General features: G+C 65.2%; 12 protein-coding genes. 6 read left to right on the top strand and 6 right to left on the bottom strand.

Annotation, left to right across the window (positions count from 1 at the left end):
• Positions 1-17: 17 nt before the first annotated feature.
• Positions 18-704: a 2,3-diphosphoglycerate-dependent phosphoglycerate mutase gene (gene gpmA, locus BMX36_RS09935; protein ID WP_066778243.1), complete on the bottom strand. Its 687-nt coding sequence runs from the start codon at positions 702-704 to the stop codon at positions 18-20.
• Between the two features lie 124 nt (positions 705-828).
• On the opposite strand from gpmA, the gene BMX36_RS09940 reads away from it, so the two are divergent.
• A complete protein-coding gene (locus BMX36_RS09940) occupies positions 829-1,554 on the top strand; it encodes a dienelactone hydrolase family protein (RefSeq protein ID WP_093064805.1) in 726 nt (241 codons plus the stop codon).
• 64 nt (positions 1,555-1,618) lie between these two features.
• Here BMX36_RS09940 and BMX36_RS09945 read toward each other — a convergent pair whose 3' ends face one another.
• The gene (locus BMX36_RS09945) at positions 1,619-2,092 is read right to left on the bottom strand and encodes a winged helix-turn-helix transcriptional regulator (protein WP_066778247.1); all 474 of its coding nucleotides are present in this window, start codon (positions 2,090-2,092) and stop codon (positions 1,619-1,621) included.
• A gap of 155 nt (positions 2,093-2,247) precedes the next feature.
• Here BMX36_RS09945 and BMX36_RS09950 point away from each other — a divergent pair, with 155 nt between their 5' ends.
• The 4 genes from BMX36_RS09950 to BMX36_RS09965 all read left to right on the top strand — a co-directional run bounded on the left by BMX36_RS09950 (position 2,248) and on the right by BMX36_RS09965 (position 7,794).
• Positions 2,248-2,607: a CC_3452 family protein gene (locus BMX36_RS09950; RefSeq protein WP_066778249.1), complete on the top strand. Its 360-nt coding sequence runs from the start codon at positions 2,248-2,250 to the stop codon at positions 2,605-2,607.
• 112 nt (positions 2,608-2,719) lie between these two features.
• Positions 2,720-4,825: a RelA/SpoT family protein gene (locus BMX36_RS09955; protein ID WP_066778250.1), complete on the top strand. Its 2,106-nt coding sequence runs from the start codon at positions 2,720-2,722 to the stop codon at positions 4,823-4,825.
• Between the two features lie 84 nt (positions 4,826-4,909).
• Positions 4,910-6,724 (top strand): DUF885 domain-containing protein, encoded by a 1,815-nt coding sequence (locus BMX36_RS09960; protein ID WP_093064807.1) that lies wholly within the window; start codon positions 4,910-4,912, stop codon positions 6,722-6,724.
• 53 nt (positions 6,725-6,777) lie between these two features.
• Positions 6,778-7,794, top strand: a complete 1,017-nt coding sequence (locus tag BMX36_RS09965; protein ID WP_093064809.1) for a glycosyltransferase family 2 protein — start codon at positions 6,778-6,780, stop codon at positions 7,792-7,794.
• A 25-nt stretch (positions 7,795-7,819) separates the two neighbouring features.
• Here the strand turns inward: BMX36_RS09965 and BMX36_RS09970 are convergent, their stop codons facing one another.
• Both BMX36_RS09970 and BMX36_RS09975 read right to left on the bottom strand, forming a co-directional pair.
• Complete coding sequence (locus tag BMX36_RS09970) at positions 7,820-8,548, bottom strand: class I SAM-dependent methyltransferase (protein ID WP_093064811.1); 729 nt, start codon at positions 8,546-8,548, stop codon at positions 7,820-7,822.
• A 1-nt stretch (position 8,549) separates the two neighbouring features.
• Positions 8,550-8,936, bottom strand: a complete 387-nt coding sequence (locus tag BMX36_RS09975) for a GtrA family protein (RefSeq protein ID WP_066778258.1) — start codon at positions 8,934-8,936, stop codon at positions 8,550-8,552.
• A 212-nt stretch (positions 8,937-9,148) separates the two neighbouring features.
• Between BMX36_RS09975 and BMX36_RS09980 the strand changes: the two genes are divergently transcribed.
• Positions 9,149-10,927: an AcrB/AcrD/AcrF family protein gene (locus BMX36_RS09980; protein ID WP_256210718.1), complete on the top strand. Its 1,779-nt coding sequence runs from the start codon at positions 9,149-9,151 to the stop codon at positions 10,925-10,927.
• 82 nt (positions 10,928-11,009) lie between these two features.
• Here the strand turns inward: BMX36_RS09980 and BMX36_RS09985 are convergent, their stop codons facing one another.
• Positions 11,010-12,344: a sensor histidine kinase gene (locus BMX36_RS09985; RefSeq protein WP_256210719.1), complete on the bottom strand. Its 1,335-nt coding sequence runs from the start codon at positions 12,342-12,344 to the stop codon at positions 11,010-11,012.
• On the bottom strand, positions 12,341-13,435 hold the full coding sequence (locus BMX36_RS09990; protein ID WP_093064813.1) for a DUF2336 domain-containing protein: 1,095 nt from the start codon (positions 13,433-13,435) through the stop codon (positions 12,341-12,343). Before BMX36_RS09990 ends, BMX36_RS09985 begins: the two co-directional genes overlap by 4 nt.
• Between the last annotated feature and the right edge of the window lie 23 nt (positions 13,436-13,458).

Below are 13,458 nucleotides of genomic sequence, written 5' to 3' on the forward strand. Positions count from 1 at the left end.
CGGCGGCCCTTCTCTGATCAGCGTTCGCTGAGATAATAACGGTCAGTTGCCGCGAGCTGGTCGTCCAGCTCATAAACGATCGGCTGGCCGGTCGGGATCTCAAGCCCGGTGATCTCGTCATCCGGAATGTTCGACAGATGCTTCACCAGGGCGCGCAGCGAATTGCCATGCGCGGAAATCAGCACGCGTTGCCCGTCCTTGAGCGCGGGGGCGATCCGTTCTTCCCAATAAGGCAACACGCGGGCGATCGTGTCCTTGAGGCTTTCGGTCGCAGGAATGTCGATGCCGGCGTAACGCCGATCGTTGGTGAGGTCATAGGCACTGCCCTGCTCGGCGGCAGGGGGCGGGATATCGAAGCTGCGGCGCCAGATATGCACCTGCTCGTCGCCATGCTTGGCGGCCGTCTCTGCCTTGTCGAGCCCGGTCAGCCCGCCATAATGACGCTCGTTCAGGCGCCAGTGCTTCTCCGTCGGCAGCCACAGCCGCCCCATCGCCTCGAGCGCAAGGTTCAGCGTCTTGATCGCCCGCGTCTGCAGCGAGGTGAAGGTGAGATCGAAGTCGAGGCCCTTTGCCGCCATCAGCTCGCCGGCGGCCTTTGCCTCGGCGGCGCCCTTTTCCGTCACGTCCACGTCCCACCAGCCGGTGAAGCGGTTTTCCAGGTTCCAGGCGGATTGGCCGTGGCGGATCAGGACGAGCTTGGGCATGATTCCTATTTCTCCCGTTCGCGGCCTACCGTACGGCGCGCTGGCTTTTCCATAGTCGAGGCGCTGATAGAGAGAAGGTGAGCCCTTCGACAAGCTGCGGGGCAACCTTTGAGAGGAGAGAGTGATGGCGATCGTTCGGCAGACCATGATTTATGATGGTCCGGGCGGGCCGTTCGAGGGCGTGATCGCCTGGGAAGACGAGGTGGAAACGCCGCGTCCCGGCGTGCTCGTCTGCCCCAACATCCTGGGTCAGAAGGAATCGGACAACAAGAAGGCCGAGGACCTGGCGAAGCTCGGCTATGTCGCACTTGCCTGCGACGTTTATGGCCAGGGCAAGCGCAAGACGCGCGAAAGCGACAATGTGGCAGAATATATGAACCTGCTGGACGCGGATCGCGGATTGCTGCGCGATCGGCTGTCCGCCTCCCTGGCGGCGCTGCGCGGTTTTTCCGCCGTGGATCCAGCGAGGCTCGCGGCGATCGGTTTCTGCTTCGGCGGCAAGTGCGTCCTCGACATGGCGCGCAGCGGTCAGCCGATCCTGGGCGGGGTGAGCTTCCACGGCGTGTACGACCGGCCCGATTACTCGAATGCCTCACCCATTCAGGCGAAGCTGCTTGTCTGCCATGGCTGGGAGGATCCGCTGGCCACGCCCGAGCAGATGGTGGCGCTCGGCCGCGAACTGACCGAGGCGAAAGCGGATTGGCAGATCCATGCCTATGGCAATGCGGGCCATGCATTCACTGATGCCGCGCTTACGCGCCCGGCCGCGCCGGGCGTGGCCTATGAGGAACGAGCCGATCGGCGCAGCTGGAAGGCGATGAGCGACTTTCTGGCCGAACTGTTCGTGTAAGCCGGGTCCGGCGGCGGATGCGTCCGTCGCCGCTCCTTCGCCGAAGGGCGGGCGATCCCCTCGCCTATTCCGCGGCGTCGCGATCCTCGCTGCCGACATCGCCAGGCAGCGCCCAGTGAAGATCATTCTTTCCGAGCACACGGCCATCGTGGCTGAGGACGGCGACTTGCTGGATCGGCCGGTTGTCGCGCGCGTCCACCAGGATCGGGAACGCCGGGCATCCGGTTTCCCAGCGCTCGCCCCATTGCCGCAGAGCGATCATCGTCGGCAGCAGCGCATAGCCCTTGTCAGTCAGGCAATAAGCGATCTTGCGCCGGTCCTCGGCCAACGACTGGCGTTCCATGATGCCGTGATCGACAAACCTGCCGAGCCGATTGGCCAGAATGTTGCGGGCGATCCCCAGCTCGGACTGGAATTCCTCGAAATGGCGTAACCCGTTGAAGGCGGCGCGCAGGATCAGAAAGGCCCATCGTTCGCCCATCGCCTCCAACGCTGCGGGAAGACTGCATTCTCCCAACGGTTCCCGCAACTTGTCCATCGATGCTCCTCTTGCGCTGACGCTAACCCATCCAGCGGCCCAGGCCGAATAGAAAATAAAAGTTGCAAGTTGCAACTCGCAAAAGCGAGTTGCCTATTGAAACTCGCATTTGCAGCATTTAAATGGAACCCATTAGGTTTTTGGGAGTGACTTCCATGATTCGCATCTTTGCCAAGTCGGTCCTCGCCTCTGCCGCGATCCTTGCCGCAGCTGGCGTTTCCGCAGCCCCGCGTGCGACCTATGTCGCGACACCGGTGGCGGCCCCCACCAAGAATCACCTGATCACGCGCGACACCGCGTGGCAGGTTCGCGATGGCGCCTATGTCGCCACCAATGCGCCGGTTCGCGAAATGATCGCGTGCCAGCTGGTCGCGCAGAATGCCGGCGCGCTCACCAGCTTTTCGGTGAACGGCGAGGCTTTCGACGGTGCCGAGCTCGAATCCTGCAACGCCAAGGCGAAGGGCGGCAAGGCGATGGTCACCAAGGCTGCCGCCACCCAGGTGCCTGCCAACTGATCGGCACTCCCGCCGATAAACGGAAGAGGGCCTGCATCGACGGATGCGGGCCCTTTTTTATGGCTAGTCCTTTTTTGTTGCAAAGAATCTTCCGCCTGCTCAGATCCTAGCCGTGCTGCGGCAATATGAACTTGTAGATCGGGTCCTTGAGTATGACCCGGACGCCGACGAGGCGCTGCTCAATCGCGCCTATGTCTTTTCCGTCAACGCTCATGGCACGCAGAAACGCGCCAGTGGGGATCCCTATTTCAGTCATCCGATCGAGGTGGCGGGCATCCTGACCGAGCTTCACCTCGACGATGAGACGATCGCCACCGCGATCCTTCACGATACGGTCGAAGACACGGTCGCCACCAGCGAGCAGATCCAGCAACTGTTCGGCGACAATGTCGCGCGGCTGGTTGAGGGGGTTACCAAGCTCAGCAAGATCGAGGCGCAGACCGAGAGCGAACGCGCGGCGGAGAATCTGCGCAAGTTCCTGCTCGCCATGTCCGGCGATATCCGCGTGCTGCTGGTGAAGCTTGCTGACCGGCTTCACAACATGCGGACGCTTCACTTCATCAAATCGGAAGAGAAGCGCCGCCGCATCGCGCGCGAGACGATGGAGATCTATGCACCGCTCGCCGAGCGGATCGGCATGTACGAGTTCATGAAGGAGATGCAGACGCTCGCCTTCCAGCAGCTCGAACCCGAGGCTTATGAGTCGATCTCGCGACGGCTGGAGCAGCTGAAGTCAGGCGGCGGCGATCGCATCTCCAAGATCGCGTCCGGCTTGAAGCTGCTGCTGTCCCGCCACGGCGTCGAAGTGGAGGTGAGCGGCCGCGAGAAGCATCCCTACAGCATCTGGCGCAAGATGCAGGAGCGGCACATCAGCTTCGAGCAATTGTCGGACATCATGGCGTTTCGCGCCATCGTGAAGACGGAGGATGATTGCTACGCGGCGCTGGGCCATATCCATCGCCGCTGGCCGATGGTGCCGGGCCGCTTTAAGGATTATATCTCGACGCCCAAGCGCAACGGCTATCGATCGCTGCACACATCGGTGATCCATGCCGAGAACCAGCGCGTGGAAATCCAGATCCGCACGGAGGAAATGCACGCGGAGGCCGAATTCGGCCTGGCGGCGCACTGGGCCTACAAGCAAGGTGCCCGGGTGAGCCCGCAAACCCAGCACAGCTGGATCGCCGATCTCGTCGAGATCCTGGACACCGCCGGCAGCCCCGAGGAGCTGCTCGAGCATACCCGCATGGCGATGTACCAGGATCGCATCTTCGCCTTCACGCCAAAGGGCGAACTGATCCAGTTGCCCAAGGGCGCGACCCCGATCGACTTCGCCTATGCCGTTCACACCGACCTGGGCGATCAGGCTGTCGGCGCGAAGATCAACGGCCGCGTCGTCCCGCTGCGCACCGTGATCGAGAATGGCGATCAGGTGCAGGTGCTGCGTTCCCGGGCGCAGACGCCGCAGCCGAACTGGATGAACTTCGCGATCACCGGCAAGGCCCTGGCGGCGATCCGCCGGCATCTTCGGCAGGTGGAGCGCGAGCAGACCATTGCGCTGGGTCGCAAGCTTTACGACGACATCGTCGCCCGGCTTCCCGCACCGCTCGGCAATGATGCGCTCACCCATGCACTCAAGCGGCTGAAGCTGGCGGATGATGCGGCACTGATGCAGGCCATCGCCCGCCGCACCCTGACCGATGCGCAGGTGATGGAGGCGTTGATGCCAGGCTCGGCCGGCGCGGATGTCGCCCACGCGCCGCCGCAATCCTCGGCCATTTCGATCGACGGCCTGGCGCCTGGTGTCGCCTATGAGCTGGGCGAATGCTGCCATCCGGTGCCCGGCGACCGCATCGTCGGCCTGCGCCGACCCGATGCATCAATCGAAGTGCATCGCATCGATTGCCCTACGCTGGCCGAGCTCGCCGACCGGTCGGAAGAGGAAACCGACTGGCTCGACGTGAAATGGGGCAACAAGACCGAAGGCGCGACGGCACGTATCTCGGTCGAGGTGAAGAACGAGCCGGGCGCCCTTGGCGTGCTGGCGACGATCATCGGGCAGCACAAGGCGAATATCATCAACCTTCGTCTCGACACGCGCGACACGCAATTTCACACCAACATGATCGACGTTGAGGTGCATGACGCGCACCAGCTGATGCGCCTGCTGGCGGCGCTGCGCGCGGCCGATGCGGTGAATTCGGTGGAGCGGGTCTGACAGCGGATTGCCCCGGCTCCACTTGCGGCACCCTCGCTGCCGTGACTAGGATCGCCGCATTACCTCTGTGAAAGGCACAAGCCCTTGGATCGCCGTACCTTCCTCGCGTCTGCCAGCGCCGCCTCCGCTTTCGCCCTCGTTCCCGAAGCGCTCCGCGCCCAGCAGTCGGCGGTCACACCCGCCAATCCTGCCGACGCGAAGCTGAATGTGCTGTTCGACAAGGTGTTTGCGCAGACGCTCCAGCGCGCGCCCGAGCTCGCCACCTCGCTTGGCATGGACAAGGGCCCGAACGCCGCGCTCAAGAACCAATTGTCAGACGGTTCACCCGCCGGGAAAGCTGCCGCACGCGCCGATCTGAAACAGGCCATCGCCGCGGTTCGGGCGGTCGACCCGGCGCCGCTTTCGGCACGCTCCAAGCTTGATCGCGAGGTGGTGCTCTATTCGCTGGAGACCCGGGCAATTCCCTATGACCGGTTCAAGCTGGATGGCGTGCAGCGGCCCTTCACCATTTTCCAGCAGGGCGGCAGCTATTTCTCGACGCCCGACTTCCTGAATTCCGCGCACACCATCAACAATGCAGACGATTGCGAAGCCTATCTTGACCGGCTCGGCGCCTTCGCCAAGCGGCTGGATCAGGACACGGCCGACCAGAAGGAGGAGGCAGCGCGCGGCTATCTCGCGCCCGACTTCTCGCTCGACCTGACGCTGGTTCAAATGGCGAAGCTCCGCTCTTCCGCGCCGGGCGAGAACGGCCTCGCGCAATCGGTGGCAAAGCGCGCTGCGGCGAAGAACATTGCCGGCGACTGGCAGGCCCGCGCCGCCCGTATCGTTGAGGCCGACATCTATCCCGCGCTCGACCGCCAGATCGCGCTTATGAAGTCGCTGCGACCGAAGGCGCGCAGCTCCGCCGGCATCTGGGACGTACCACAGGGCGAGGCGATCTATGCCGCCGCCCTGGAACAGGCCACGACCACCAAGTTCACGCCCGAGGAAGTCCATAAGATGGGGCTGGATCAGGTGGCGGAGATCAGCGCGCAGCTTGATGCCATCCTGAAGAAGCAGGGACTGACCAAAGGCAACGTCGGCGCCCGGCTGAACGAGCTGAACGTCCGCGCTGACCAGGTGTACCCGGATACCGCGGAAGGTCGCGCGGCGCTGATCAAGAGCCTGAACGAAGGAAATGCGGCGCTTACAGCCAAGCTCGCCCAGGCCTTCATCAACCCGCCGAGCGAGCCGCTGGACATTCGCGCGGTGCCGGTGGAGATCCAGGATGGCGCCTCCAACGGCTATTACAGCCGCGCCGCGCTCGACGGGTCGCGCCCGGCGATCTACTGGATCAACCTGAAGAGCGTCGGCGATTGGCCGAAATACTCGCTGCCCAGCCTCACCTATCACGAGGGCGTACCGGGCCATCACCTGCAGATTTCGATCGCGCAAAAGTCACCGCAGCCGCTGCTGCGCAATCTCAGCTTCTTCAGCGCCTATTCGGAAGGCTGGGCGCTCTACGCGGAGAGCGTGGCGGACGAGCTGGGCGGCTATGCTGACGATCTGGAGCGTGCCGGTTTCCTGCAAAGCTATCTGTTCCGCGCCGCGCGCCTGGTGGTCGACACGGGCCTTCATACCAAGCGTTGGACGCGCGAACAGGCGACCGACTACATGGTCCAGACGGTCGGCTTCGCGCAGCCCCGATCGCAGCGCGAAGTGGAACGGTACTGCACCCAGCCGGGCCAGGCGTGCAGCTACAAGGTGGGTCATGCGGCCTGGATGCGCGCGCGCGAGCGGGCGCAGCAGATCCGCGGCGATCGCTTTGACCTGAAGCAGTTCCACGAGGTGCTTCAATATGGTGCCGTGCCGCTGACCATCCTTGAACGCCTGGTGGAGGAACAAGCGCGCGCCTGAGCGCGCAACTTCCACGTGATTTCGTGCGGGGCGGTCTGTAGATCGCGGCGATCATGCACCGTCCCGCACTCTCCATCGTCGTACCCTGCTACAATGAAGCAGCGACCCTGCCCTTGCTCCACGAGCGCGTTTCCGCCGCTGCGGTGGCGGCCGTGGGCGAGGATCATGAGATCATTCTGATCAACGACGGCTCGCGCGACGACAGCTGGGCGATCATGCAGCAACTGGCCGCCGCCGACCCGAAGTTGGCGGCGATCAACCTGTCCCGCAACCACGGACACCAGCTCGCGCTGACCGCCGGTCTGGACCTTTGTTCGGGCGAGCAGATCCTGATCATCGACGCCGATCTTCAGGATCCGCCCGAACTGGTGGCGGAGATGCGCCATACAATGGAGCGCGAGGGCGCCGATGTCGTCTATGCCGTGCGGCGCAAGCGGGCTGGCGAGACTTTGTTCAAGAAGGCAACCGCCGCGGCTTTCTATCGGGTTCTCGATCGGCTGACCGACACGCCGATCCCGCTCGACACCGGTGATTTTCGCCTGATGACCCGGCGCGCGCTGGATGCACTGCTCGCCTTGCCCGAACAGGCGCGGTTCATCCGCGGCATGGTCGCCTGGATCGGCTTTCGCCAGGTCCCGTTCCCCTATGACCGCGCGGAGCGACATGCCGGCGAGACCAATTACCCCCTGTCCCGAATGCTGCGCCTCGCCTTTGACGCCGTCACCGGGTTTTCGACCGCACCGCTTCGGTTCGCCAGCCATGCGTCCGTGGCGCTGGCCGGCGCGTCGCTTCTGCTGCTGGTCTACATCCTGTGGGGCTATTTCACCGGCAGCCCGGTGCAGGGCTGGACGTCCACCATGCTGGTGGTGACGGTGCTCAGCGCCGTTCAGATGTTCGTGCTGGGCATGATCGGGGAATATATCGGGCGACTGTACATCGAATCGAAGCGCCGCCCGCTCTATCTGGTCGCGGACATCGCCGGCACGGTGCATCGCCGGTCGACCCTGGGCTTCCAGGCAGCCCGCACCCGCATTCCGCAGAGCGAGATGGTGGACGAAGACCGCGCATAACGACGGCCGTCGCCCACCGCGACGGTCAGGCCGGCTCCGCGAGGGTCAGGATCGAGACACCCGGCGGCATCGGCACGCGCCCAACCAGGTGGCGCTCGATGCGGAAGATCGTCTCGAACAGCGCGTTCAGCGGGCGCGGCGGCGGCGTGTCGTCGCTGTCATCCCGGCCGGTGATCCGGCCGACGATGCGCGCGCCCGCCGCAAGCGGGAACAGCAGCGAATTGAAATAACCGAGTTTCTGCGAGCGCAGCCCGGCAGCAGCGATCACCTTTTGCAGGCTGTCCTTTGAATAGCGGCGATGGTGGTGGTTCACCACGTCATGGGCGCTCCACATCCATTGGTGCGCCGGCACGGTGATGAGGATCTTGCCACCCGGCGCCAATCGCTCGCGCATCGCTTGCAGGGCGGCCACGTCGTCTTCGATATGCTCGACCACGTCCAGAACCGCGATCAGATCATAATGTCTCGCGGGAACGCCGGGGAGTGTCGGCAAGGGCGCGGCGCCGACCGGTTTGCCCAGGCGCTTGCCGGCGACATCGCGCGCGGCCGGATCGATCTCGATCGCGTCCACGGTTCCGAACTGGGCCAGCATCGGAAGGTTATGGCCGGTGCCGCAGCCAATTTCGAGGATGCGCGCATGCTGCGGCAGTGCGGCCTCCCGCGTCAGAAAATCGGCCAGGATGTCGCGCCGGGCGCGATACCACCAATGGGTGGAATCATGCTCGGCCATGCGATCGTACACGCGGCGGTCCATATCAGGCGAATACCCACAAACGATTGAGTGCAAAGGTGACAAGCGGCGTGACGAAAACGATCGGGATAAGTGGCCACCACCATGGGCCGGCAAACATCGCGTCATCGGTGAGCAGCCACACCCAGAAGGTGTTCACACCATAGCTGACCAGCGACACGGCGAAGAACTTCGGCATGGAGCTTGTTGCCGCCGTGCCATGGCCGCGAAAGCTCCATCTGCTGTGGAGCACATAGCCGGCGATCATCGCCACCAGGTAGCCGCAGACATTTGCCACCTGTTCGGAGGTGAGGCGAAACGCGGCAAGCGGCGAATAGACCGCGGCATAGCAAACCGTCGCCAGCCCGCCCGCTATTCCGAAGCGAACCAGCTGCCAGAAGGTCTCCTGCATCCTCGATGCATGTCTTTCCCGGATTGCGTCCACGCCTTGCCCTTTGTGCCACCTCGGCTAGAGGCGAGCGCCACGAACAGCCCGCTCGGGCTGAGCCTGTCAAAGCCCTGCCCTTTTCCGCGGCCGAAGAGAAGTGGTGCCTTTCGACTAGCCTGAGCGAGCAATTCAATGTGGCGGGCGTCTAGTGCCCCGGCGCCGGCGAGGGAAGCCCCGTGAACATCCGACTGACGACGCTTGCCAACGAGCTGGACCGGCACTGGATCAAGCTAACCACCATCGCCTGGCTTGTGATCGCGATCTTCTACGTCTGGAAGCGCTGGGCGGCGATCCACTGGCTGTCGCTGGGCGATACCGACGACAATATGCGCCTGATGCAGGTGCGTGCCCTGCTCGATGGGCAGGGCTGGTATGATCTGCGCAACTACCGGCTCAATCCGCCGGCGGGCTTCAACATCCACTGGTCGCGGATCGTCGATCTTCCCATCGCGGCGCTGATCTTGCTGCTGCGGCCGTTCGTGGGCGTGGCGGAAGCGGAAAGGCTTGCCTGTGGCATCGCGCCGCTCCTTCCGCTGGGTGCGGTGCTGGTGGCGCTGGGTGCCACGGTCCGGCGGCTGGTCACGCCGTTGGCCTGGCCGCTGGCGATTGTCTTCATGATGAGCTCGACCGTCGCGCTGTCGATGTTCATGCCCGACCGGATCGATCATCATGGCTGGCAGCTCGCCATGTTGAGCTTGACGGTGGCGGGGCTGTGCGACCCCAAGGGCGCGCGTGGCGGCGCAATCGTCGGGAGCGCCAGCGCGGTATCGCTGGCGATCGGGCTGGAAATGCTGCCTTATTGCGCCATGGCCGGCGCCATCATCGCCCTGCGCTGGGTGGGGGAAGCGGCAGAGCGGCCGCGCCTGATGAGCTACGCGCTCGCACTGGGGGGCGGATGTGCCGCGGGCTATTTGATCTTCGCCTCGGAGGCGAACCGCGTGATGCGGTGCGATGCGCTGACGCCGATCTGGCTCAGCGTCTTTGTCGCGGCGGGTGCGGGGCTGGCGCTGCTGGCGCTGCTATCGCCCGCGGATCGGCGGATCCGATTGTTGCTGGCGGTGATCATCGGCGGGGCGATCGCGGGCGCATTCGCGGCGATGTTCCCGCAATGCCTCGCCCGCCCGGAGCAGGTTTCGGACGAGCTTTACACCAGTTGGCTCAGCAACGTGCGTGAGGCCAAGCCGATCTACCGCCATCCGTTCCGCACCGCCTTTCCGCTGGCCGCGCTACCGCTGATGGGACTAATCGGTGCCGGCGTCGCGACGTGGCGGGCGCGGCGGAGCGCCGGCTTCGTTGGCTGGGCCTGCGTCAGCCTGTTCGCGCTGTTCTCCGTCGCCATGCTGCTGTGGCAGGTGCGGGCCGGCGCCGCGGCGCAGATCATGGCGATCCCGGGTGTCACCGCGCTCGCCTTTATCATGCTGCCATGGCTGATGGCGCAGCGGTCCGTGGCCGTGCGGCTGTTTGCCGGGATCGCCGTGTTCACGCTGATTTCCGGTTCTTTTTCAACGATCATGCTGCGGACGCTGCCGATCGACCGGCCCAAGCCCTATGTTCAGCGGGTCAACCGGGCGACCGGGCGATGCATGACGATTCCGGCGCTTCAGCCGCTAAACCAAATTCCGCGGGCGACGATCTTTACCTTCGTGGATCTGGGGCCACGGCTTATCACGCTGACGCACCACAATGCCATCGCAGGGCCGTACCACCGGAATGGCGAAGCGATCCTGGACGTGCAGCACGCGTTCAAGGGAACACCGGAAAAAGCGCGCGAAATCATGAAGAAGCACGGCGCGACGCTGATGCTGGTGTGCCCGAACATGGCCGAATCGACCGTCTATCGGGACCGCGCGCCGGGCGGCTTCTACGACCGGCTGGCGCATGGCGAGCGGTTCGACTGGCTGACGCCGGTGCCCCTGCCCAAGGGTTCGCCGGTGCGGCTGTTCCGGATACGGTAACGGGCAAGGTCCGGCCGGCGCACGGCCGCAAACCGGAGCGTTCCGGCCGCTTTCGGCCCGGTTCCGGCCAGTACGCCCGCGATCAGCCCGCGGGCAGGCTGAGCACGAAGCGCGCGCCCTCGCCCGGCGCGCTATCCACCGTCAAATCGCCCCCCATCGCCCGCGCCAGCCGGCGGGCGATGTAGAGCCCCAGCCCACTGCCGCCGGGCTCACCGGGATCGACCCGTTCGAACTTGGCGAAGATCCGCTCCTGATCCTCCAGCGCGATGCCTTTGCCCTGATCGGCGACGATCGCGTACACGCGGTCGCTGTCCCGTTGCAGCCGAAGCCAGACGATCGCGTCGCGCGGCGAATAGCGGACGGCATTGCCGATCAGATTGACCATGATCTGCAAGGTGCGGCGGAATTCGCCATGCGCCGGCATCGCCGTTTCCAGATCGCCGCGATCGATCGTCACCCCGGCGTTGGCCGCGCGTACCGACAGGAGGCCCGCGGCCCGGCGGGTCACGTCCGCAAGGTCGATGCCCTCATTCTCGACGGTGAAATCCTCGCGCTCGATCGCCTCGATATCCGACAGATCGTCGATCAGACCCATGAGGTGCCGGCCCGCGCTGGCGATATCGGCGGCGTAATCGGCATATTGCGGATCAATGTCGCCATCCACGCCAGCGTTGATGCTGTCCGCGTTGGCGACGATCCGGCTCAGCGGGCGGCGCAGGATCGTGTCGAGCCTGTGATTGAACAAGCTGCCGAAGCGTGCCTCGGGCAAGGGCGACAGCTTCGGCTGGCGATAGGTGGCGCCGACGAATCCGCCAAAGCCGCCGGCACGATCCAGCCGGACATGGCCGGACAGCAGCACCGGCAGGCCGCTGCCGTTCAGAATGGCAGGCTGATCGCTGAAGTCGTCCAGCGACCCCATCGCCTCCAGCAGGGGCACTACACCGTCCGCGTTGCTTTCAAGCGCCAACAGCCCGGTCAAAGGCTGCCCGATCACGGTCGCCGGATCGATCCCGGGGCACGCACCCGGATCAACCAGCATGTGCCGCACGCGAAGATGGGCATCCACTTCCCACGTCCAGTCACCGCCGGGTGGGGGCGGAACGGCATCGGCGACGGTGACAGGCTTCCACGCCGGCCGCTCGCGAACGGCCGACAGCGCAAGCGTCACACCGTCGCCCGCCGGAATCGCCTGCGCCCAGCAATCAAGGTCCTGATCCGCATCTGCAATCGTCACCGCGCGCGAGATCGGAATGGCGAGCCGCCGTGCCAGCCGTGCGAGAGCGGCCAGCGGCGGTGCGGCCAGCCGCTGGCCGAGCGCCCCGCCGGCACGCTCGTTCATCGCGGCGAAGCGCGGATCGGCCTCGACCAGTCGGTCGCCCTCATCCAGCCGGGCCGTGAGCGCGGGACCGTCGATCACCGCATCACCGCATTGTCCAGCGCCCGTACCGCGGACCGGAATTCGGCCGGCAGGGCGAGCAGCGCCAGGCTGTCCATCGCCTCATCCGGCGCGACCTGAGCGATCGCATCAAGCATATCGGCCAATGTTTCGATGTCGCGGCGCGGGTCGGCATCCGCCAATAAGAGACCGATCCGCGCAATCGCAACCCGATCGAGGTCCGCAGCACGCAGGGCGAGCCAGAGCCCCTCCCCATGCACATCAAGCACCAGCGCCCGCACTTCCCGATCATCAAGCGCCAGCGCCTGTGACAGGAGGGTGATGAAGAGCAGGAGATGCCCCTCCTCCAGTGCCCGGATCAGATGATCCGGCAGCGCGGCAGGCGCGCGGCCAAGCGCCGCGGCCAGCCGGTCGGCCGCCACATCGGAGCGGTCCTGATCATTCTGCGCCGACATGCTGCGTTGCGCCGCCTTGGTGATGGCACGATCAACGGCGGTGCGGGACGGCGCAGCGACCGCCCAGCGTTCCCGAAGCGCGGCCGCCACCCACCAGATGAGCCGTTCACGGAGCATGTCCGGCAGATCCGCCACCCGCCCGGAACGCCGGAGGCTTTCCGCATCGAGATAAGCGCGGGCAGCGCCGGCGAGCGCCCGATCCGGACTGCCGGCAAGGTCGTGCAGCCAAGGCGTCGCACCCGCGGCGCCGCGGGCGAGCAGGGCCGCACTCAGGTGATCCTGACGCACTTGGGCGAACAGTTCCGCCATCAATGCGCGATCGCGCAGCAATCCTGACTCGCGCAAACGGTGAACCAGCGCCGCTGCCCCCACATCGCGTGGCGGCGTGGTGGTGCAGAACCGGCCAAGATGATCGCCCAGATGATCCGATGCACGGGCGGAAAGATCCTGCGCGATAGTCTGAACCGTGGCGCGCAGCATCGCCGCCGTGGCGGTGCGGGTTCGATCATCCAGCCGGTCTTCCTCCGAACGGAAGTAATCATCTATGACCCCCGCCAGGCGAACCTCGGCGCGCGACGCGGCGGCCGCGGCACGCGCGAAAAGCGGCGCCGAATCCGACTTGTTGACCTCCGAGGTGCCGCTGTGATCGACCGACATGAAAGCGCATTAGCGCGCGGCAC

Origin of the sequence: Sphingomonas sp. OV641, assembly GCF_900109205.1 — a bacterium.
Classification (GTDB): domain Bacteria; phylum Pseudomonadota; class Alphaproteobacteria; order Sphingomonadales; family Sphingomonadaceae; genus Sphingomonas.